At 62.4% G+C, this 21,968-nt stretch carries 18 protein-coding genes; 8 read left to right on the top strand and 10 right to left on the bottom strand.

The features are described from left to right. The first annotated feature begins 164 nt into the window (after positions 1-164). The 4 genes from C4J91_RS15640 (at position 165) to C4J91_RS15625 (ending at position 9,106) form a co-directional block, all read left to right on the top strand. The gene (locus tag C4J91_RS15640) at positions 165-2,153 is read left to right on the top strand and encodes an alpha-1,4-glucan--maltose-1-phosphate maltosyltransferase (RefSeq protein WP_124363168.1); all 1,989 of its coding nucleotides are present in this window, start codon (positions 165-167) and stop codon (positions 2,151-2,153) included. 153 nt (positions 2,154-2,306) lie between these two features. Continuing rightward, positions 2,307-5,654, top strand: coding sequence for a maltose alpha-D-glucosyltransferase (gene treS, locus C4J91_RS15635; RefSeq protein WP_124363167.1), 3,348 nt, complete (start codon positions 2,307-2,309; stop codon positions 5,652-5,654). Then, positions 5,651-7,888 (top strand): 1,4-alpha-glucan branching protein GlgB, encoded by a 2,238-nt coding sequence (glgB, locus tag C4J91_RS15630; RefSeq protein ID WP_124363166.1) that lies wholly within the window; start codon positions 5,651-5,653, stop codon positions 7,886-7,888. The genes treS and glgB overlap by 4 nt, the downstream gene beginning before the upstream one ends. 90 nt (positions 7,889-7,978) lie before the next feature. Beyond that, entirely contained in the window at positions 7,979-9,106 is a 1,128-nt protein-coding gene (locus C4J91_RS15625; protein WP_124363165.1) for a diguanylate cyclase, read from the top strand. On the opposite strand, the gene C4J91_RS15620 is transcribed toward C4J91_RS15625, so the two are convergent. Beyond that, entirely contained in the window at positions 9,085-11,289 is a 2,205-nt protein-coding gene (locus tag C4J91_RS15620) for a GAF domain-containing protein (protein ID WP_124363164.1), read from the bottom strand. The genes C4J91_RS15625 and C4J91_RS15620 overlap by 22 nt on opposite strands. Positions 11,290-11,461: 172 nt before the next feature. Next, a complete protein-coding gene (locus tag C4J91_RS15615) occupies positions 11,462-12,313 on the bottom strand; it encodes a CAP domain-containing protein (protein WP_124363163.1) in 852 nt (283 codons plus the stop codon). A gap of 176 nt (positions 12,314-12,489) precedes the next feature. On the opposite strand from C4J91_RS15615, the gene C4J91_RS15610 reads away from it, so the two are divergent. Further along, entirely contained in the window at positions 12,490-13,161 is a 672-nt protein-coding gene (locus C4J91_RS15610) for a GNAT family N-acetyltransferase (RefSeq protein WP_124363162.1), read from the top strand. Positions 13,162-13,296: 135 nt separating this feature from the next. Here the strand turns inward: C4J91_RS15610 and C4J91_RS15605 are convergent, their stop codons facing one another. Further along, complete coding sequence (locus tag C4J91_RS15605; RefSeq protein WP_124363161.1) at positions 13,297-13,899, bottom strand: TetR/AcrR family transcriptional regulator; 603 nt, start codon at positions 13,897-13,899, stop codon at positions 13,297-13,299. A 72-nt stretch (positions 13,900-13,971) separates the two neighbouring features. On the opposite strand from C4J91_RS15605, the gene C4J91_RS15600 reads away from it, so the two are divergent. Continuing rightward, positions 13,972-14,571, top strand: a complete 600-nt coding sequence (locus tag C4J91_RS15600; RefSeq protein WP_124363160.1) for an NAD(P)H-dependent oxidoreductase — start codon at positions 13,972-13,974, stop codon at positions 14,569-14,571. 1 nt (position 14,572) lies between these two features. On the opposite strand, the gene C4J91_RS15595 is transcribed toward C4J91_RS15600, so the two are convergent. From C4J91_RS15595 to C4J91_RS15585, 3 genes are all read right to left on the bottom strand, one after another. Beyond that, positions 14,573-14,962, bottom strand: coding sequence for a hypothetical protein (locus tag C4J91_RS15595; protein WP_124363159.1), 390 nt, complete (start codon positions 14,960-14,962; stop codon positions 14,573-14,575). A gap of 32 nt (positions 14,963-14,994) precedes the next feature. Continuing rightward, complete coding sequence (locus C4J91_RS15590) at positions 14,995-16,251, bottom strand: 3-phosphoshikimate 1-carboxyvinyltransferase (RefSeq protein WP_124363158.1); 1,257 nt, start codon at positions 16,249-16,251, stop codon at positions 14,995-14,997. Positions 16,252-16,342: 91 nt separating this feature from the next. Then, complete coding sequence (locus C4J91_RS15585) at positions 16,343-16,897, bottom strand: UPF0149 family protein (RefSeq protein WP_124363157.1); 555 nt, start codon at positions 16,895-16,897, stop codon at positions 16,343-16,345. 159 nt (positions 16,898-17,056) lie between these two features. Between C4J91_RS15585 and C4J91_RS15580 the strand changes: the two genes are divergently transcribed. After that, entirely contained in the window at positions 17,057-17,869 is an 813-nt protein-coding gene (locus C4J91_RS15580; protein ID WP_124363156.1) for a crotonase/enoyl-CoA hydratase family protein, read from the top strand. Between the two features lie 5 nt (positions 17,870-17,874). After that, positions 17,875-18,708: an NAD(+) diphosphatase gene (nudC, locus tag C4J91_RS15575; RefSeq protein ID WP_124363155.1), complete on the top strand. Its 834-nt coding sequence runs from the start codon at positions 17,875-17,877 to the stop codon at positions 18,706-18,708. On the opposite strand, the gene C4J91_RS15570 is transcribed toward nudC, so the two are convergent. The 4 genes from C4J91_RS15570 to C4J91_RS15555 form a co-directional block, all read right to left on the bottom strand. Continuing rightward, complete coding sequence (locus C4J91_RS15570; protein WP_124363154.1) at positions 18,676-19,455, bottom strand: TSUP family transporter; 780 nt, start codon at positions 19,453-19,455, stop codon at positions 18,676-18,678. The two genes, nudC and C4J91_RS15570, sit on opposite strands and share 33 nt — an antisense overlap. Before the next feature lie 168 nt (positions 19,456-19,623). Continuing rightward, on the bottom strand, positions 19,624-20,340 hold the full coding sequence (gene pcsA, locus C4J91_RS15565; RefSeq protein ID WP_124363153.1) for a phosphatidylcholine synthase: 717 nt from the start codon (positions 20,338-20,340) through the stop codon (positions 19,624-19,626). A 148-nt stretch (positions 20,341-20,488) separates the two neighbouring features. Further along, a complete protein-coding gene (locus C4J91_RS15560; RefSeq protein WP_124363152.1) occupies positions 20,489-21,409 on the bottom strand; it encodes a class I SAM-dependent methyltransferase in 921 nt (306 codons plus the stop codon). 49 nt (positions 21,410-21,458) lie between these two features. After that, positions 21,459-21,947, bottom strand: a complete 489-nt coding sequence (locus C4J91_RS15555; protein ID WP_124363151.1) for a DUF1289 domain-containing protein — start codon at positions 21,945-21,947, stop codon at positions 21,459-21,461. Positions 21,948-21,968 lie beyond the last annotated feature (21 nt).

Here is a 21,968-nt window from a genome sequence, read left to right as displayed (position 1 = left end):
CATTGGTGGGAATTGATTCCCCGCCGGGTGGCGGCATATTCACCTGAACTTTTGCCCGAAGCCCAGGCTCGGACCTAATACGGGCCTGCTCAGCGAGCGCGCCGCCATCTCAAGAATTCGGATCAAGCACAGAGCGTCCACAGGGCGTAAGGGGAATATGCTCGATGACTGCTGAAACACTGGTTCCAGAAGAGTCTTTATTGCCGTTGTCCCAGGCGCTGCTATTACCCAGAATTGCGATTGAAAGCACCATGCCGGTGATCGATGGTGGCGAGTTTGCCGTCAAGGCGGTGGTTGGTCAGCGCGTCAACGTGACCAGTAAAGTGTTCGCCGATGGCCATGACCAACTGGCGGTGCTGGTGCGCTGGCGCCCGCGCGGGCAGGAAAACTGGCACAGCGTGGTCATGAGCGATGTGGGCAACAACGGCTGGGAAGGTGCATTCACCGTCACCACCCAGGGGCCCCATGAATACTGCATCGAGGCCTGGATCGATACCTTCGCCAGCTTCTGCTATGAATTGCGCAAAAAGCACGAAGCCGGGGTGCCTGTCAGCCTGGAGCTGCAGGAAGGCCGCAGCCTGGTGCTGCAGGCCGCCGAACGCAGTGACAACGAACTGCGCGACCGCTTGATGCTGCTGCATCACGAACTCTCCGGCCTGCTGGAAACCGAGCAGGTCGCGCAGTTCCTGCACGAAGACAGTGCACACCTGATGACCCAGGCCGACCACCGTGCCTATTTGAGCATCAGTCGCGTGTACCCGATCGACGTGGAGCGCGAGCGCGCCCAGTTCGCTAGCTGGTATGAGCTGTTTCCCCGCTCGATCACCGACGATCCGGCCCGCCATGGCACCTTCAACGATGTGCATTCACGCTTGTCGATGATCCATGACATGGGCTTTGACGTGCTGTACTTCCCGCCGATCCATCCCATCGGCCGCAGCCATCGCAAGGGCAAGAACAACTCCCTGAACGCCGGCCCCGATGATCCCGGCAGCCCCTACGCAATTGGCAGCGAAGAGGGCGGGCACGAGGCGATCCATCCGCAACTGGGCAGCCGTGAGGATTTCCGCCGCTTGGTCAAGGCTGCCGCCGACCACGGTCTGGAAATCGCCCTCGACTTCGCCATCCAGTGCTCTCAGGACCACCCGTGGCTCAAGCAGCATCCGGGCTGGTTCAACTGGCGCCCGGACGGCACGATCAAATACGCGGAAAACCCGCCGAAAAAGTATCAGGACATCGTCAACGTCGATTTTTATGCGGCGGATGCGATTCCCGGCCTGTGGACCGAACTGCGCGACGTCGTGGTGGGCTGGGTGGAAGAGGGCGTGAAGACCTTCCGCGTGGACAACCCGCACACCAAGCCGCTGCCGTTCTGGCAATGGTTGATCAGTGACGTGCGGGCCAAATACCCGGAGGTGATCTTCCTGGCCGAAGCCTTTACCACCCCGGCAATGATGGCGCGCTTGGGTAAAGTCGGCTATTCCCAGAGCTACACCTATTTCACCTGGCGCAATACCAAGGCCGAACTGAGTGAGTATTTCACCCAGTTGAACCAGTCGCCGTGGCGGGAATGCTACCGGCCGAATTTCTTCGTCAATACGCCGGACATCAACCCTGGCTTTCTGCATGAGTCCGGCCGCCCAGGCTTCCTGATCCGCGCCGCGCTGGCCACCATGGGCTCGGGCCTGTGGGGCATGTACTCCGGGTTCGAATTGTGCGAGTCCGCGCCGGTGCCGGGTAAAGAGGAATACCTGGACTCGGAGAAATACGAGATCCGCCCGCGCGATTTCACCGCGCCCGGCAACATCATTGCCGAGATCGCCCAGCTCAATCGCATCCGCCGGCAAAACCCGGCGTTGCAGACGCACCTGGGGCTCAAGCTGTACAACGCCTGGAACGACAACATCCTGTACTTCGGCAAGCGCAGCGAGGACGGCAGCAATTTCGTGCTGGTGGCCATCAACCTCGACCCGCACAACGCCCAGGAAGCGCACTTCGAGTTGCCGCTATGGGAGATGGGCTTGCCGGACGACGCCCAGACCCAGGGTGAAGACTTGATGAACGGCCATCGCTGGACCTGGTATGGCAAGACCCAATGGACTCGGCTGGAGCCGCAGATGCCGTTCGGGATCTGGCGGATTACCTCTTCCTGAGTCTTGCGCAGATCAACTGTGGGAGGGGGCTTGCTCCCGATGGTGGTGTGTCAGTCACTGAACATCTATCTGAACCGCCGCCATCGGGAGCAAGCCCCCTCCCACATTGAACGCGTTCAGTCTGTAAGAGTTTGAGTATTCCAGGAGTTTCCAATGGCGAAAAAACCCAAGGCTGCCACCTTTATCAAGGACCCGCTCTGGTACAAGGACGCGGTGATTTACCAGGTGCATGTCAAATCCTATTTCGACTCCAACAATGACGGCATCGGCGATTTTCCCGGGCTGATCGCCAAGCTCGACTACATTGCCGACCTCGGCGTAAACACTATCTGGCTGCTGCCGTTCTACCCCTCGCCACGCCGTGATGACGGCTACGACATCGCCGAGTACCGTGGCGTACACAGCGACTACGGGACCATGGCCGACGCCAAGCGCTTCATAGCCGAGGCCCACAAGCGTGGGCTGCGCGTGATCACTGAGCTGGTGATTAACCACACGTCCGACCAGCATCCCTGGTTCCAACGCGCCCGCAAGGCCAAACCGGGTTCGGCGGCGCGGGACTTCTACGTGTGGTCGGATGACGACCAGAAATACGACGGTACGCGGATCATCTTCCTCGACACCGAGAAGTCCAACTGGACCTGGGACCCGGTGGCCGGCCAGTACTTCTGGCACCGTTTCTATTCGCACCAGCCCGACCTTAACTTCGACAACCCCCAGGTGATGAAAGCCGTGCTGTCGGTGATGCGCTACTGGCTCGACCTGGGCATCGACGGCCTGCGCCTGGATGCGATTCCCTACCTGATCGAGCGGGACGGCACTAACAACGAGAACCTCGCCGAAACCCATGGGGTGCTCAAGCAGATCCGCGCCGAAATCGACGCGAATTACCCAGACCGCATGCTGCTGGCCGAAGCCAACCAATGGCCGGAAGACACCCAACTCTATTTCGGTGACAGGAAGGGCGACGACGGCGATGAATGCCATATGGCCTTCCACTTCCCGTTGATGCCGCGCATGTACATGGCCCTGGCCCAGGAAGATCGCTTTCCGATTACCGACATCCTGCGCCAGACCCCGGAAATTCCGGCCAATTGCCAGTGGGCGATCTTCCTGCGCAACCACGATGAATTGACCCTGGAGATGGTCACCGACAAAGAGCGCGACTACCTGTGGAACTACTATGCCGCAGACCGTCGCGCGCGCATCAACCTGGGCATTCGCCGGCGCCTGGCGCCGTTGGTGGAGCGTGACCGGCGCCGCGTGGAACTGCTCAACAGCCTGTTGCTGTCGATGCCCGGCACGCCGACCCTCTACTACGGCGACGAAATCGGCATGGGCGACAACATTTACCTGGGCGACCGCGATGGCGTGCGTACGCCGATGCAATGGTCCATCGACCGCAATGGCGGTTTCTCCCGCGCCGACCCGGCCAGCCTGGTGCTGCCGCCGATCATGGACGCGCAATACGGCTATCAGTCGGTCAACGTCGAAACCCAGGCCCAGGACCCGCATTCACTGCTGAACTGGACGCGGCGCGTGCTGGCGGTGCGCAAGCAATCCAAGGCGTTTGGCCGGGGCAGCCTGAAAATGCTGTCGCCGAGCAATCGCCGCATCCTGGCGTATACCCGTGAATACACCGGGGAGGACGGCCGCACTGAAACCATCCTGTGCGTGGCCAACGTTTCGCGCAGCGCCCAGGCGGCGGAGCTGGACCTGTCGGCGTTCGCCGGCATGGTGCCGGTGGAGATGCTCGGCGGTAACGCGTTCCCGCCCATCGGCCAACTGAATTTCCTGCTGACCCTGGCGCCCTATGGCTTTTATTGGTTCGTGCTGGCGGCGGAAAACCAGATGCCGAGCTGGCATGTGGAACCGGCCCAGAGCATTCCTGACTTCACGACATTGGTGTTGAAAAAACGTATGGAAGAGTTACTGGAAGAACCCTGCCGCACCACCCTGGAGCATACGTCGCTGCCGGCCTGGCTGCCCAAGCGCCGCTGGTTCGCCGGTAAGGACGCCACCATCGACAGTGTGCATATCGCCTACGGCGTGCGCTTCGGCGACGCCCAGCACCCGGTACTGCTCAGCGAGATCGACGTCACCAGCGCGGGCCAGACCAGCCGTTATCAGCTGCCCTTCGGCTTCCTTGGCGAAGACCAGCTCACCAGCGCCTTGCCGCAGCAACTGGCAATGGCCCGGGTACGGCGCAGCCGCCAGGTAGGGCTGGTCACCGACGCGTTCAGCCTCGAGCACTTTGTGCGCAGCGTGATCCAAAGCCTGCAGGCCGGTACCGTGCTCAATAGCAGCGAGGGTGACCTGCGCTTTGAAGCCACGCCGCACCTGGCAGCCTTGCAACTGACGGATGAATCAGCGGTGCGCTACTTGTCTGCCGAGCAGTCCAACAGTTCGGTGGTGGTCGGCGAGAGCCTGGTGCTCAAGCTGATCCGCAAAGTCAGTGCCGGGGTGCACCCGGAACTGGAAATGAGCGCCTACTTGACCGCAGCCGAATACCCGAACATTTCGCCGTTGATGGGCTCGATGAGCCGGCGCGACGCCCAGGGTCAGGACAACCTGCTGATGATTGCCCAGGGCTACCTGAGCAACCAGGGCGACGCCTGGAGCTGGACCCAGAACAACCTCGAACGCGCCATTCGCGACGAACTGGCCGAGGCGATTTCCGAACAGGAGCAGCACTACAACGCCCTGGGCGAGCTGGCAGACTTTGCCGGCCTGCTCGGCCAGCGTCTGGGCGAGATGCACGTGGTGTTGGGCGCGCCTACCCAGAACAAGGACTTCAAGCCCGAAGTCACTTCGGTCAAGGACACCCAGGCCTGGGCCAAGGATGTGGGGGCGCAGATCGAGCGGGCCCTGCAGTTGCTCAAAGTAAATCAAAGCCAGTTGAACCCCGCCGATCAGGCGCTGGTCAGTGAATTACTGGCGCAGAAAAAAGCCATCGGCAGCCATGTCCAGGCGCTGGCGAAAGCCACGCTGGGCGGGTTGCGGATTCGCGTCCACGGTGACTTGCACCTGGGCCAGGTACTGGTGGTCAAGGGCGATGCCTATTTGATCGACTTTGAAGGCGAACCGGCGCGGCCGCTGCATGAACGGCGCGGCAAGCACAGCCCCTACAAGGACGTGAGTGGGGTGTTGCGCTCCTTTGATTACGCAGCGGCCATGGCCCTGAATGTGCAAGGGGTTGATCATTCGCCAGAAGCCGACGCCGCGCGTCGTCGCGTGACCGAGCGTTACCTGAGTGAAGCCCGCCAGGCATTTACCCGGGCTTATCAGGCGGCGACGGCTACACTGGCGCATGACTGGCAGGATGCCAACGGCCAGGACGCCGCGCTGACGTTGTTCAGCCTGGAGAAGGCCGCGTATGAAGTGGCCTACGAAGCGGAAAATCGCCCGAGCTGGTTGCCGGTGCCCTTGCAAGGGTTGCACGGTTTGCTCAGCGGGCTTACACCTGAATCGAAAACTGCACGCGGTGGGGAGACGTCATGAGTTTTACGCATAGAGAACCGCTGCAGCCCAAGTTGACTGCAATGCCGGCGTCCAAGGACGTCGAGGCGCTGGTACGCGCCGAGCACCACGATCCATTCTCGATCCTTGGGCCGCATGATGATGAGCAGGGCGGGCAATTTATCCGCGCGTTCCTGCCCGAAGCCTTGAGTGTCCAGGTACTGGCGCGTGACAGTGGCGAGCCGATCGGCAGCCTCGACGCCAGCCAGGTGCCGGGGCTGTTCGTCGGGCACTTCAGCACGCGTCAGGCCTACCTGCTCAAGATCCAGTGGGCCGGCGGCGAGCAGATCACTGAAGACCCGTACAGCTTCAACCAATTGCTGCTCGGTGAAATGGACCTGTACCTGTTTGCCGAAGGCAACCACCGCGACCTGGGCAGTTGCCTGGGGGCTCAGGTAACCACGGTCGACGGCGTGCAGGGCGTACGTTTCGCCGTGTGGGCGCCGAATGCCCGACGGGTCTCGGTGGTGGGCGACTTCAACATCTGGGACGGTCGCCGGCACCCGATGCGTCTGCGCCATCCGTCGGGCGTGTGGGAAATTTTCATCCCGCGTCTGCAACCGGGGGCGGCCTATAAGTACGAGATTCTCGGTGCCCACGGCATTTTGCCGCTCAAAGCCGACCCGATGGCCCTGGCCACCCAGCTGCCGCCGGACACCGCTTCGAAGGTCGCCGCGCCATTGCAGGTGGACTGGCAGGACCACGAGTGGATGCAGGCTAGAGGTGACAAACAGAAATCCACCGCGCCGCTGTCGATCTACGAGTTGCACGTGGGCTCCTGGCAATGCGAGCTGGACGAGGCCGGGGAAGTGTCACGCCAGTACGGCTGGCGCGAACTGTCCGAGCGGCTGATTCCCTATGTGCAACAACTGGGCTTCACCCATATCGAGCTGATGCCGATCATGGAGCATCCCTTCGGCGGTTCGTGGGGCTATCAGGCCTTGTCCCAGTTTGCGCCGAGCGCACGCTTTGGCTCGCCGGAAGATTTCGCGTATTTCGTCAATGCCTGCCACCAGGCGGACATCGGCGTGATCCTCGACTGGGTGCCGGCGCATTTTCCGACGGACGCCCACGGCCTGGCGCAGTTCGACGGCACCGCGCTGTACGAATACGCCAACCCGCTGGAAGGTTTCCACCAGGACTGGGACACGCTGATCTACAACCTGGGCCGCACCGAGGTGCACGGTTTCATGCTCGCCTCGGCACTGCACTGGCTCAAGCACTTCCACGTCGACGGCCTGCGCGTGGATGCGGTGGCCTCGATGCTGTATCGCGACTATTCGCGCAAAGCCGGTGAATGGGTGCCCAACCGTCACGGTGGCCGCGAAAACCTGGAAGCCATCGATTTTCTGCGCCACTTGAACGACGTGGTGGCGCTGGAGGCGCCGGGTGCCCTGGTGATCGCCGAGGAATCCACCGCGTGGCCGGGGGTGAGCCAAAGCACCCAGCAAGGTGGCCTGGGCTTCAACTACAAATGGAACATGGGCTGGATGCACGACTCGCTGCATTACATCCAGCAAGACCCGGTGTACCGCGCCCATCACCACAACGAGCTGAGTTTCGGCCTGGTGTATGCCTGGTCCGAGCGGTTTATCCTGCCGATTTCCCACGACGAAGTGGTGCACGGCAAGCACTCGCTGATCGACAAGATGCCCGGCGACCGCTGGCAGAAATTCGCCAACCTGCGTGCCTACCTGAGTTTCATGTGGATGCACCCCGGCAAGAAGCTGCTGTTCATGGGCTGCGAGTTCGGCCAGTGGCGCGAGTGGAACCACGACCAGCAACTGGACTGGTACCTGCTGCAATACCCCGAGCACCGTGGGGTGCAGAAGCTGGTGGGCGACTTGAACCGCCTGTACCGCGAGGAACCGGCGCTGCACGAGCAGGACGACGCACCCCAGGGCTTCCAGTGGCTGATTGGCGACGATGCGATCAACAGCGTCTATGCCTGGCTGCGCTGGAGCAAGGACGGCAAGCCAGTGCTGGTCGTCGCCAACTTCACCCCGGTGCCGCGTGAGGCCTATGCGGTCGGCGTTCCTTTCGCCGGACGCTGGAGCGAAGTGATCAATAGTGACGCCGACATGTATGCCGGGTCCAACTACGGTAATGGCGGTGCGGTACAGACCCTGGATGAACCCCGCCACGGGCAGCCGGTGTCGCTGTCGCTGAACCTGCCACCTTTGGGTGTGTTGATTCTGCGACCACAGGAGAGTTAAACGCGCCTGGCGCGACGGATGCGGTTGTCCGGGCTACTGGCAGGGTGCCACAATGGTACCTTTGTCGTAGCACTCAGACAGGCGAATCGCATGAATAGCCGTGGGCTTGGGCAAGACCCGGACCGTGTTATCGAACAGCAGGTGCGCACCGACCGTTTGCACCAGCTGTTTCGCCAGTCATTCCCGGCGCTGTTTGGCAGCTACCTGGCTGCTCTTATGCTGTGCTGGTTGTGCTGGGACCGCTTCGATCACCAAGTGATCGTGGTATGGCTGGTGCTGCTGGCCGGCTCGTCACTGCTGCGCCTGCAATTATTCCTTGAATGGTTCCGCTGCCCTGACAGCGAGCGTACGCCTGCGCGTTGGGAGCGGCGTTACTGGCTGACGCTGATGCTGTCGGCGGGCATCTGGGGGAGCGGGGCGCTGGCGGTGATGCCGGTCGATGACCGCGTGTCCCAGGTGTTGGTCATGCTGTTCGCCGTGGGCATGTCGGTCAGCGCGGTGTCGTGCTATTCGGCGTATCGCTACATGTCGCTGGGGTCCATGGGCCTGGTGCTGTTGCCCTGTACCCTGTGGCTGCTGTTCCAGCCGTCGCCGATGCAGGTGGGCGTGGCGCTGGCGGTGTTGGTGTTCTCATCCTTTGTGGTGGGCGCCACGCGCAAACTGTCCGACGCGCTGGAAAAAGCTTTTCGCCTGACCCGGCAAATGGAGCGCGCCCACACCATTTCAACCCACGCCTCCCAGACCGATGAGCTGACCGGGTTGATGAACCGTCGTGCATTTTTCGAACAGGCCCAGGCGCTCTATGCCCAGTGCCGTCGCGAGCAGCAGCCGCTGTGTGTGCTGATGCTGGACATGGATCACTTCAAAACCATCAATGACACCTACGGGCACCAAGCCGGTGATCAGGTGTTGCGTCAGATTGGCAGCGTGATCAGCACCTCGTTTCGCCAGGTCGATGTGTACGGCCGCCTGGGGGGCGAAGAGTTCGCAATATTGCTGCCCAATACGTCCCTGGAGACCGCGCGCAGCATCGCCGAGCAACTGGTCCAGGCCATTGGCGACCTGAGGGCCGACCCGGTGCAGGGGCTGAGTGCCAGCCTGGGCCTGGCTTCGACCCATACCCAGGCGCTGGACTTGTATGGCTTGATGGACAGCGCCGACAAGGCGCTGTACCGGGCCAAGGCGCTGGGCCGCAATCAGGTGGCCGTGGCGGGCTGATCCTTGGCCATGGCCTTGGCCAACGCGCGCGCAACCTGTTCGGCGGAGTAGGGTTTGGCGAGGAACTCAAAGCCTTCATAGCCACTGTCCGCCAGTTCTTCGCTGTAACCCGAGACCAGCACCACCGGCAGGTCCGCCCGGCGCTGGCGCATCAGTTTGGCCATGGCGACGCCGGTCATCCCAGGCATCACCACATCCGAGAACACCGCGTCGAAGGCCTGGGCGTCGTTGCCGGCCAGCGTCAGCGCCTGTTCGGCGTTGGTGGCCCAGGTGGTCTGGTAACCCAAATCCTTGAGGATCTGGCTGGCGAAGCGTCCCACCTCCAGGTTGTCCTCCACGATCAGTACATGCCGTTGGGCCAGGTCCAACGGGGGTGGAAGGTCTCGCTGTGCGTCCTGCCGGGGCGCGGCTTCGCCTTCCACCTCGGGCAGGTACAGGGTGAACACCGTGCCTTGCCCCAGGGTGCTGGCCACATCAATATTGCCGCCCGATTGCTTGGCAAAGCCGAACACCTGCGACAAGCCCAGGCCGGTGCCCTTGCCGACGGCCTTGGTGGTGAAGAACGGCTCGAAAATGCGTTCGACGGTATCGCCGGGAATGCCCACGCCCGTGTCGGCCAGGGAAATAGTGATGTAGGGCAGGCGCGACTCGGCATCCCCGCGGATGCGCGGCAGCGGCTGCTGGCCGGCGACCTTGATGATCAGGCTGCCTTGGCCGTCCATGGCGTCGCGGGCATTGAGGGCGATGTTGATCAGGGCGGTTTCGAACTGGCTGGGATCGATGCGCGCATAGCAGGGCTGGTCAGGCAATTGCACCTGCACCTGAATGCGTGCTCCGGTGACGCTCTCGAGCATGTCGCCGATGTTGCGCACCCGTTGGCTGACATCGAACACCTGCGGATTCAAGGGCTGGCGGCGGGCGAAGGCGAGCAGTTGGCTGGTGAGCTTGCTGGCCCGCTCGACGGTATCGGACACCGCGCCCATATAGCGTTGCCGGCGTTCTTCCGAGAGCCCCGGCTGGCGCAGGAAGTCCACGGATGAGCGAATGATCGTCAGCAGGTTATTGAAATCATGGGCGACGCCGCCAGTGAGTTGGCCGATGGCCTCGAGCTTTTGCGACTGGCGCAACGCGGCTTCGGCCTGGGCGAGGGCGCGGGTGCGCTCTTCGACGCGCTGTTCCAGGGTTGCATTGAGTTCGGTATAGGCCGCCAGGCCCTCACGCACCACAGCATCGGCGCGTACGCGCTCGATATGCGCCCAGGAACGTTCGGTGACTTCGCCCAACAGCGCCAGGTCATAGGAGGACCAGTGGCGGGGCTGTTTGTCGTGCACGGCCATCAGCGCGGTGAGGCGGCCGTCTTTGATCAAAGGCATACAAATGGTCGCCGTTACACCGAGTGCCTGGAAGTTCGCGGCTTCATGGGCCGGCAACTCGAGCAGGTTATTGCCGATCACCAGGGGCTCGCCGGCGCGCAGGCAGGCCACCGCGCGCTCACCGAACGCAGCCAGGCTGTAATGGCCGATGATGCTCGGCGAGCCTTGCGCCGACCAGTCGCCGCGAATGGTAAAGCCGTCTTGGTCGTCTTCCATGTCGGCGTAGGCGCAAATCGATACTTGCAGGTGTTCGGCCAGCAGGCGGGTGGTCGACATCATGATTGCTTCGGGGTCGGTGGCCGTGGCGACGCTGTTGCCGATGGCGTCCAGCACGGCCAGGCGCCGGGTGAGGAAGACCGTGGCGGTGGTTTCGGTGACGGTATCGAGCAACCCCACCACCGCGCCTTTTGCATCACGGATCGGGCTGTAGCAAAAGGTGAAATACGCTTGTTCAGGCGTGTCGTCACGCAGGATCAACAGCGGAAAGTTTTCGATATAGGTGGCCTGCCCGGCGAACGCGGTGTCGGCGATAGGGCGGATGTCATCCCATGCCTCGTGCCACACCTCGTTGAACGGACGGCCCAGGGCGTCGGGCTTGTTGCCCAGGATCGGCACGAATGCATCGTTGTGGAGGGTGATCAATTGAGGCCCCCAGACGATGGCTTGGGGAAAGCTGGAGGCGAAGCACAGCGCAACGGTTGTCTTCAACACGTCCGGCCAGTGTTCAACCGGCCCCAGGGGCGTACTGGCCCAATCATGCCGACGAACCCGCTCTGCCATTACGCTGCTGCCTTGCAGCCAATTCATCATTGGGTTCACACCTTGCTCGCTACGCGTTGTTAGGCTTTGAAGAAGTCAGACCGACTAGCAACAGACCGGAATGACCTGGATCAGTTCAGCGCGATTATCTCCTATATAGCACTTTGATTTCATTGCCCATTTGGCGGGGCGAGTCGTCGCAGGTCCGGGCCTGCGCCCACCGTTATTGCGCGCCGAACAGCCCCGTCCAGTAGATGCCCGCATCGCTTTTCGGGTCCATTGCATAGGCCGCGCCCAATTCACGAAATTGCGGGTTCATCAGGTTGGCGCAATGGCCGGGGCTGGCGAGCCAACCGTCGAGCACCTTGCGTGGGGTATCGAGGCCGGCGGCGATGTTTTCACCGATGTTTTTTGCGATATACCCGGCCAGCTCGGCGCGGTCGCCGGGGGTACGGCCGTCGTGGTCGAGGTGATCGAAAAAGTTGCCGTTGGCCATGTTGCGGGTATGGCTGTTGGCGGCACCGGCCAGGTCGTCGTTCCACGACAGCGGCGTGGTCGCGGTGAACGCCTGGGTGCCACACTGGCGCGGCTGGGCGCGGGCGGCGTTGATCAGGTCGAGCAGTTTGCGGCCTTCGGTCTGCCAGTCGCCCAGGCCGCTGGTCAGCAGCGGGCGGGCGAGCACGATGCGCCAGTCCTGGCCGCTGTTGCTCACGCCGATGTCAACGAATTGCGGGTCGAGTACCACGCGACAGAAGCTTTCACGCACCGCTTTCATGGCGGCCTCGGCATCCCTGGGCCCGGACAGGCTGATGGCCTGCACGTTGACCATGGGGTACGCGGCCCGCGCCAGCGATTGCTGCAAATCGCCGACATTGGTGGCCGGCAGCACCAGCCGTGTGTCACTGTTGAGCGGCGGCAATTCCTGGGAACCCTGGTCGCCGCAGCGCTGCACCTGGCTGCGGTACTGGTTGATCTGTTGCACCAACTGACTTTCTTCATTCGCCATCGCGCTGGCGCAGAACACCGTACTGGCGGCCAGCGTCGTAAGACCCATCATCAATGACAGAACGCGCATGGACGTTACCCTTGAGCTTGAAAGTGCCCATGATGCGCGATCCAGGTGCGTGCATGCACCCGTTGGTCCGAACTTTTTTTGTTCAATGCTTGAGTGCCGGCGGTTCAGGGCCGAGGCTTCACGGCGTGCAACAGGTACAATCGCCACTGCCTTGACGTGAAACCCCAGGAATTTGCATGTTCAGCCTTACCCGCTACACCACGCCGTGCCCCGAACCGATCAACAGCCAGATCCTGCAGTTGGTGGTCGACAACCTCACCGACATCAGCAGCGTGGCACTGGCGCCCAGCAACCTGCTCTACAACATTTACCAGTACGCCATCGGGTTTGAGGTGCACCTGTACCTGGAGGCGCTGGATGGATCGAAGGGCATCAGCGTTGAGCTGGTCGTGGCGATGCAGGAGGAGACCGTCGTTGGTTTTTGCCTGTACCTCCCGGTGAAGGACGACCCTCAAGCCTGTGGCGTGGCCTTTATGGCCGTGCACTCGGCTTTCCGGCGCCAAGGCGTGGCCCGGGCCATGCTGAATGACGTGTTCGCGCGCTATCCCCATGGAGAGCTGGCGTGCTCGGTGGAGAAGGTTCCGGCATTCGAAGCGATGGGCTTGCAGGTGCGCGGCGCGCGTGGCACCCAAGTGCTGATGAATACGCGGGACTATGGCACCGATGGGTTGATGGGCGTGCTCGACGTGGCTGCTATCTACAGCTCACTGGAAGTGCGGCAGATCCATACCTACCTGCTGCAAAAGCACGGGAAGCGCGCAATGGTGGACGCGGAAAAGCAGCGCGACCGGCACCTGGATCAATTGACGCGCAAGGTGCAGCGGTTTGTAGATGAACGCTTGGGTTGAGAACCGGTGACAGTGTGGGAGGGGGCTTGCTCCCGATGGCGGTGTGTCAGTCACCTATCAATTGACTGAACCATCGCTATCGGGAGCAAGCCCCCTCCCACATTGATCTGCTTTTAGTTGACGACCGTCGCGGTCTCAGGCGGCGCCGCGCTTGACCATCGCCAGGATGATCGCCAGCAGTTCCTGCTGCGCTTCTTCGCGGCTGATTTCCGCGCTGGCTGCGGCATGGGACAAGGCTTCGGCCGCGCCCAGCATGGCGCGCAGGCCCGCTTGGGAAAGCGTGCCATCCGGCGCGAAGGGCGCCAGGGCATCGCGGCATTTGTCGAGGAAGATCGCCTCGTACTTGCGCTTGAGCGCCTCCAGCTCCGGCGAGCCACTGAGCGCCGCCGTTACCCCCGGAATCTCGCGGCCCTGCAGCAACACGCAATCCACATAGGACGAGGCGATCACCCACGCGCGCGCTTCAAGCGTCGCGCTGCTGGCCTCGATGGCGTCAACAAACACCTGGTTCTGGCGCCCATCGAAATCTTCATACAGCGCGGCCAATAGGCCAGAGCGGGTGACGAAATGATCGTACACCACCGGTTTGGTGACTCCGGCCAACTCGGCCAGGCGCCCCAGGGTCAGGGCATCGGTGCCTTCCTCGCGCACCAGTTGCCAGGCGGTTTCCAATAATTGTTGCAGGCGTTCTTCGCGGGAAAGACGCCGACGGGGGGCAGGGGATTGTTCGCTTGACATGCTTATATACCAAAAGTAACTTAAATAAGGTAACTTACTAAAAGTAGCTTAAGCCGAAAAGGAGTCAATGTCATGCATGCACTCATCGTTGTGGCTCATCACGACAGCCAATCCCTGACCCACAGCGTGGCCGCGCACGTGGGTGCCGGTTTGAGCGCCTCCGGGCACACCTTTGAAATCGCCGACCTCGCGGCCGAAGGTTTCGACCCGCGCTACACCGCCGCCGACCACCAGGTACACCGCAGCCGCGCCACGCCGCCGGCGGATGTCCTCGCCGAACAGGCCCGCATCGAGCGCGCCGACGCGTTGGTCATGGTGTTCCCGATCTACTGGTGGTCCATGCCGGCGTTGCTCAAGGGCTGGATCGACCGTGTCTTCGTCAACGGCTGGGCGATCGATTACGGCCCGGATACACCGGTGACCAAGAAGTTGCGGCACTTGCAGGTGCACCTGCTGGCCTTGGGGGCTGCCGATGCCGGCGCCTTTGACCGGCACGGTTATGCCCAGGCCATGCGCACGCAGATCGATTACGGGATCTTCGACTACTGCGGAGCGCAGGTGCTGACCTCGCAGTTGCTGCTGGAATCGGAAAGCGACAGTGCCGAAGCGCATCTGCGAAAGGCCAGGGAGACAGGGCAGACGCTGTTTTTGCGCGAGACGGTAGCGGGGTGATTCAAGCGTCGCGAAACAGGTCGTGGGCGTCCAGCAAGCGGTAGGCAATCTCGGGCTGCTTCTCCAGGCCACGACGGATCGCCGCTGGAATCGATTGGCGGGTCTTGCGGCACAGGCCGGGCAGCTCGTCGATGACGATCTGGATACCGCGCATGCTCTTGACCTCGGTGTGGCCCGGCGCGATATGCACGCGGATGCCCAACTGTTCGTACATCCGCTGCTGCAGATGTTCGAGGTCCTGCAGGCTCTTGAGGTTCTCCAGGCGCTCGAGCAGGCGTTTTTCTTCCTGGCGTGTCAGGTTGAGAATGCGCAGGTCGGGCTCGGGCGCCTCCAGCAAGCGTTCGCGCTCGCAGTCACAAACGCCGGGCGGGCAGGGTTGGCGAATGGTCATGTGCGTGCCCTCCCTGAACCTGCGCTGTTGTCTTAATAGCTGAGCGTTACGCCCAGGCTGCCCAGGGCTTTCCAGTACCCAGGGTAAGTCTTGGCCACGCAGTCCGGGTCCTGGATGCGAATGCCCGCGACTTTCAGCCCGGCCAGGGCAAAGCACATGGCGATGCGATGGTCGGCGTGGGTATCGATCAAGGCGTTGCAGGACGTGCCGGCCAGGGCCGGATCAGCCGCAACCAGCAGATCGTCGCCCTCGATGGTCGCCAGGCCCGGCCGGATTGCGTTGAGGCCGTCGTGCAGCGCCTGGACGCGGTCACATTCCTTGACGCGCAGGTTGGCCAGTTCCGTGAAGCGCACCGGCGTATTGTTGAACGCGGCGAGCACCGCCAGGGTCGGGATGGCGTCCTGCATTTGCGAGCCCACCACCGTGGCCTGCATGTTCGGGAACTGGGCGATCACCGCCTGGGCCTTGGCGTCCGGCTGGGTGAAAGCCTCGGCGGCAACACCGATGTCGATACGGCCGCCGGTCAATACTTCTGCGGCCCACAGGTAGGTGGCTGCGGAGGCGTCGGGTTCGATCAGGTAATCATGGGCGGTGTAGCCGGTCGGGGCCACGCGCCAGGTGGTGTCGTCGACGGCTTCAACCTGGGCGCCGAAGGCACGCATGCAGTCCAGCGTCAGGTCTACGTAGCCACGGGCGCCGATGTCCTTGCCGGTCAGGGCGACTTCAATCGGTGCTTCACCGCATGCCGCGAGCATCAGCAACGCCGAGACATACTGGCTGGACAGCCCGCCATCGATCTCGAAACGCTTGGCCTGGACCTTGCCCACGCCGTGCACGGTCACCGGTGGGCAGCCGGTCGGGCTGTCGACCTGGATGCCGTTCTGGCCGAGGGTGGCGAGCAGCGGCCCGATCGGGCGCTTTTGCATGTACTCGTCGCCGTCCAGCACCACGGTGCCGTGCACGGTTGCCACGGCCGCGGTGAGAAAGCGCATGGCGGTGCCGGCATTACCGAGGAACAGCGGTTGTGGCGGCAAGTGCAGTTTGCCCTGGCCGGTGACCACGAACGTGGTGTCGTCCGGCTCGTCGATGGTCACGCCCATCTGCCGCAAGGCCACCGACATGTGACGGGTGTCGTCGCTCTTCAGGGCGCCGCTCAAGCGGCTGGTGCCCTTGGCCAGGGCCGCCAGCAGCAGGGCGCGGTTGGTAATGGATTTGGAGCCGGGGGGCGCGACCTTGCCATTGAGAGGAAAGTTGGGCGGGGTAACGGTCACGGTTTTCTGCGAACTCAAGGGACAAGGCTCCTGATCAAGGCGAGGTGGCATGGAGTGGCCGACGGGGCGGACCCGAATAATCGGCCAAAGGTGCGGTGCTTGTCGAGATTTAGCGCTTGCTCAGCCAGTAATCGTGCAGCGCCCGAGCCGCCGGTTCGATTTCGCTGACCCGCTGCTGATGGGCCCGCACATCCAGGTCCGCCGGTAATTCGAAATTGTCCTGCTCGGCGCACCAGGAAATTTTCTCGAACTGAATGGCCAGTTCGGCGGGCAGCGGCGGCCAGTTGCCGATGGCCGCGCCACGGATATAGCCGAAGCACCATTCTTCGGCGAGGGTCACAACCTGGCCGTGGTGTTCCTTCTCATCGAAATGCGCCTTGAATCCCTGGGCATCACCGGCCAGTTGCGCCGCAAGCCTGTTCAGGTGACGCACGCACAGGTCCAGGAACTGCTTGGCTTCATCGGCGCTTTCCCACGCCGGGTTCTGCCCGCCCCAGATCGCCGGAAACCATTCGGCGATATCCACCTGCGTCGGGCTCGATACCAGTGCGGTGAAGTAGCCGTCGAGTTCGGCGACGTTGAGCACCGAATGGTCGTCGCCGTACTTGAGCAGGGTTTCTTCGATCAGGTCGAAATCGGCGGGAGTGAGCGGCTGGGCGTGCATGGGGCATATCCTTCAAACGTCGAACGCCGCAGGGGCGGCTTAAAGCGCCAAGGATGGCGCCTGGCAAGGTTTTTTGCCAGTCCCGCTTTTGGCCGATGCGCCGTTGCCTGCCCTTGTTATAGTTCGGCCCTTATCACTCGCCAGTCAGGGATCACGGCCATGTCCGAATACCAAGCGTTCGTTGTGGAACTCAGCGGCAACGTTGCCCATGTGCAGATCAATCGCCCGGAAAAGATCAACGCGATGAACGCGGCGTTCTGGAGCGAAATCATCGAGATCTTCCAATGGGTCGACGACACCGATGCCGTGCGCGCCGTGGTGCTCAGCGGTGCCGGCAAGCATTTTTCCTCCGGCATCGACCTGATGCTGCTGGCCTCGGTGGCCAATGAGTTGGGCAAGGATGTGGGCCGCAATGCGCGCCTGCTGCGGCGCAAGATCCTCGGGCTGCAAGCCTCGTTCAACGCGGTCGACAACTGCCGCAAGCCGGTACTGGCAGCGATCCACGGCTACTGCATCGGCGGTGCCATTGACCTGATCAGCGCCTGCGACATGCGCTACGCCGCCGAGGACGCGCAGTTCTCGATCAAGGAAATCGACATGGGCATGGCCGCCGACGTCGGCACCTTGCAACGCCTGCCCCGCATCGTCGGCGACGGTATGTTGCGCGAACTGGCCTACACCGGTCGTCAGTTCGGAGCCGAAGAGGCGCGCAGCATCGGCTTGGTCAACCGCGTGTTTGCCGACCAGCAAAGCCTGTTGGCCGGCGTCATGACCATTGCCCATGAAATCGCCACCAAGTCGCCGATCGCCGTGGCCGGTACCAAGGCCATGATCAGCTATATGCGCGACCACACTGTCAATGATGGCCTGGAATACGTTGCCACCTGGAACTCGGCTATGTTGCAATCCAACGACCTGCGCGTGGCCATCGCGGCCCATATGAGCAAGCAGGCACCCGAATTCTTGGATTGATCGATATGACCCCAGGCTGGATTACCACAACGCTGTTGGACAATGACGCTGCCGGCGGCTGGGCCGTCGCCCGCAGCCGCGATGGCTTTTTGCAGGACGCCAACGGGCCTCTGTTCCCTCGGGAATGGCTCAAGCGCCAGGACCTGTCGGTGTTTGCCGAACACGGCATCGGCCACCTCGATGGCGAGCCGGTGTACCTGCTGGAACTCGACAGCGCTGGCGAAGTACCGGGTTGCAGCTGGCAAGGCCTGCGCGGCTTTATGCTGCAAGGCGATCACACCCTGTACAAAGTGCTGGGCTATGCCGCACAGATCGGCACCTGGGCGCGCGAGCATCGGTTCTGCGGCAGTTGCGGCCAGGCGATGGTCAAGGTGCCACGGGAGCGCGCGATGTATTGCCAACCCTGCGACCTGCGCAGCTATCCGCGGATTTCGCCGAGCATGATCGTGCTGGTGACCCGTGGCGATGAGGTTCTGCTGGCGCGCTCCCCACGCTTTGTCACCGGTGTCTACAGCACCCTGGCCGGCTTTGCCGAGCCGGGTGAGTCGGCCGAAGACTGCCTGATCCGCGAAGTGCGCGAGGAAGTGCAGCTCGAGGTGAAGAACCTGCAGTACATGGGCAGCCAGTGCTGGCCGTTCCCGCATTCGATGATGCTGGGTTTCCATGCCGAGTATGCCGGTGGCGACATCGTGCCCCAGGCCGACGAGATCGAAGATGCGCAGTGGTTCAACATCCACGACCTGCCGCCGTTGCCGGCGTCACGCTCGATTGCGCGTTATCTGATCGACCTGTATGTGGCCCGTCGCTTAGGCCACGCTGAACCAATGCTGCCAGGCTAGGCGCACCGTCAGGCCGAGCACCACGGTGATGAATACCGGGCGAATGAACTTGGCGCCGCCGCTGATTGCGCTGCGCGCGCCAAAGAACGCGCCGCCCATTACCGAGACCCCCATCGCCAGGCCGACCACCCAGTCCACCGAGCCGTTGATGATAAACACCGTCAGCGCCGCCGCATTGCTGACGAAGTTCATGCTGCGCGCCACACCGCTGGCCTTCACCAGGTCGATCGGGTGCAGCAGCATGGTGCTCACGGTCCAGAACGCACCGGTCCCGGGCCCGGCCACGCCGTCGTAGAAGCCCAGGCCGAAGCCCTGGGTAGCCTGCCATTTCTTCTTGATCGGCGCCTCGGCGTCCAGCGGTGCCTTGGGCGTGCCGCCGAACAGCAGGTACACCCCGCAGGCGAACACAATCACCGGCAGCATCTTGTTCAGGGTCTCGGCGGGCAAATAGTGCGCGACCACAGCGCCGGTCAGCGCGCCGACCAAGGTGCCGACGATGGCATGCACCCACTGGCGCGGGTGGAACAGCTTGCGGCGGTAGAAGGTGAAGCTGGCGGTGGCCGAGCCAAAGGTGGAACTGAGTTTATTGGTGCCCAGCACCAGGTGCGGCGGCATGCCGGCGGTCAACAGGGCAGGGGTGGTAAGCAAGCCACCTCCGCCAGCGATGGCGTCGATGAAGCCGGCGATAAAAGCCACGACGGCGAGAATGGCGAGGGTAGTCAGGTCAACGCTGAGTTCGAAGGGCATGGGCAGGGCTTATTGTTGGAGGTGCGCTATGCGAAAGGCCGTATCTTACCTGTCGAATGTACGCAGAACCAAATGTGGGAGGGGGCTTGCTCCCGATAGCAATGGGTCAGTCAGCTTAAGTGTTACTGACCCACCGCCATCAGGAGCAAGCCCCCTCCCACATTTGGGTTATTTGTGAGTGCCCATCCACTCCAGCGCCGTGCGCCAGATGCAAATACCCAGGAAGTACGCCGACATCAGCGACCATAAGCCGAACGTCCACGGGTTGGTGTTCGGATAATCCACCACCATCAGGAAGCTGCACAGCAACCAGATTGTGGTCACCGCGATATTGATCGGCATGAACCGCTTGACCCGGAACGGGTGCAGGAACTTCATCGGCGTCACGGTCAGCAGCGCCAGGCCGATTACAGTGAGCAAGGTGATCCAGGCGTCGGGCTGGATGATGTACACACACAAGGCCACCACGTTCCATGCCGCCGGGAAGCCGACGAAATAGTTGTCCTTGCTCTTCATGTTGACGTTGCAGAAGCAGAACAGCGACGACACCAGGATCACCGACACCGCAAACAGGTGGGTGAAGTCCGGCAGGTCGATATAGCGGTAGATAAACAGCGCAGGGATGAATACGTAGGTGAGGTAATCGATCACCAGGTCCAATACCGAGCCGTCAAAGCTGGGCAATACCGTGCTGACATTGACCCGTCGCGCCAGGGAGCCGTCGACGCCATCCACCACCAGTGCCAGGCCCAGCCACAGCAGGCAGGCCTTGGGGGAATTTTCCAGCAGTGCCAGGGTGGCCAGGAATGCCAGTACTACACCGGTGGCGGTAAAGCCGTGGGCGCCCCAGGCTTTGATTCTGGCTACATGCAGGGTCGATATCACGGGCGGTTCTCCAAAGGGTCAAACGGGGCAGCCGACAGCGTAACGCTGTCGAGTCTGGCCGGGGAATGCAGGTATCGACCGGGAAGGCAGGGATAAGGTTCACCGCCCGGCGTATGCCTTAGCGTAGCAAGCGTAGGACTTTTCGGCATCAGCCTTGGCGAAACACCAGGGCCTTCAACCCGCTTTGCGGGTCGATATCCTGGAATTCCGGTGGGTTTGCCAGGCGTTCTACAAAGCGCAGGCCCGGTGCCTCGCGGGTGACGCCGTCGATCAGGAAGTCTTCGCCAAACGCCGGATCGTTCATGCACGCCAGCACCGTGCCCTGGGCCGTGAGCAAATCCGGCAGGCGGCGCAGGACGCGCTGGTAATCCTTGGTCAACAGAAAGCTGCCTTTCTGAAAGGACGGCGGGTCGATGATCACCAGGTCATAGGGGCCGCTGTTGGTGACTTTGGCCCAGGACTTGAACAGGTCGTGGCCCAGAAAGCTTACCTTGCTCAAGTCGTGACCATTCAGGCGATGGTTGTCGCGACCACGGCTCAGGGCGCCACGGGCCATGTCCAGGTTCACCACATGGTCGGCGCCACCTTCGATCGCGGCCACGGAGAATCCGCAGGTGTAGGCAAACAGATTAAGCACGCGCTGGCCCCCGGCCTGCTCGCGCACCCAGTTGCGCCCGTAACGCATGTCGAGGAACAGGCCGCTGTTCTGCTTTTTACCCAGGTCGATCAGGTAACGCAGGCCGCCTTCGGTGATGGTCAGCTCATCGATTGCCTGGCCCACCAGCCACTCGGTGGTGCTTTGCGGCAGGTAGCGGTGTTGCAGCGCCACGGTATGGGCACCGAAACTTGCCCAGTCGATCTGCAACAACTGCTGTTTCAGGGCCTGCAGATGCTCGGTTTCCTTGAACAGCGCTACCAGCACCACGCCTTGCAGCCAGTCCACCGTCACCTGCTCAAGGCCCGGCCAGCAGCGGCCACGGCCGTGAAACAGGCGCCGGGTTTCAGCCGGCGCGCTGGCCAGGGCGGTGAGCAGATGGGCGTGCAGGGTAGCGAGTGCGTCTGGGGTCATCGTTGAGCGTCAGTCGTTGAGCGGGCGGCATTTTAAACACAATTGCGCGTCAGAGCGTGGCGATCAGGGCTGGACCAAAGGTGTCGCGCAGAAAAACCGGCGCAATATAGCGCTCGTAATGCGCCTCGGACAGCAGGAAAAACTCCCGGTCAATCGCATCGCGCAGGTCCGTGAGGCTACGTTCACGAAACTCCGGCAGCAACGCCAACCCATAGGCGTCCAGCTTCGACATCACCCGCGCACCCCGCGCAATCAGCTGGTATGCCCAGCAATACGGCGACTGTTGCGGCATGAAGCGAATCTTGCGGTCTTCCAGTTGTTGGCGCAGACGCTGCGGGTCGACCACTTCCAGCTTGCTGGCCATGACCTGCACCAGCAACTGCTCGAGGCGCAGCCACACCGCGTGTTTTTCCTCGGCGTTATAGCCGTTCCACTGGATCACTTCGTGGTGATAACGCTTGCAGCCCCGGCAGACCAGGTCACCGTAGACGGTGGAACACAGGCCTACACAGGGCGTTTTGATGGTTTGGTTGGGCATAAAGGGCAATTTGCAAAGTTT

The organism is Pseudomonas sp. R3-52-08, from assembly GCF_003851745.1.
In the GTDB taxonomy this organism is placed as follows: Bacteria; Pseudomonadota; Gammaproteobacteria; order Pseudomonadales; family Pseudomonadaceae; genus Aquipseudomonas.
Note: the sequence above shows the minus strand (reverse complement) of the source record. Positions and strands in the feature narration are given on the sequence as shown.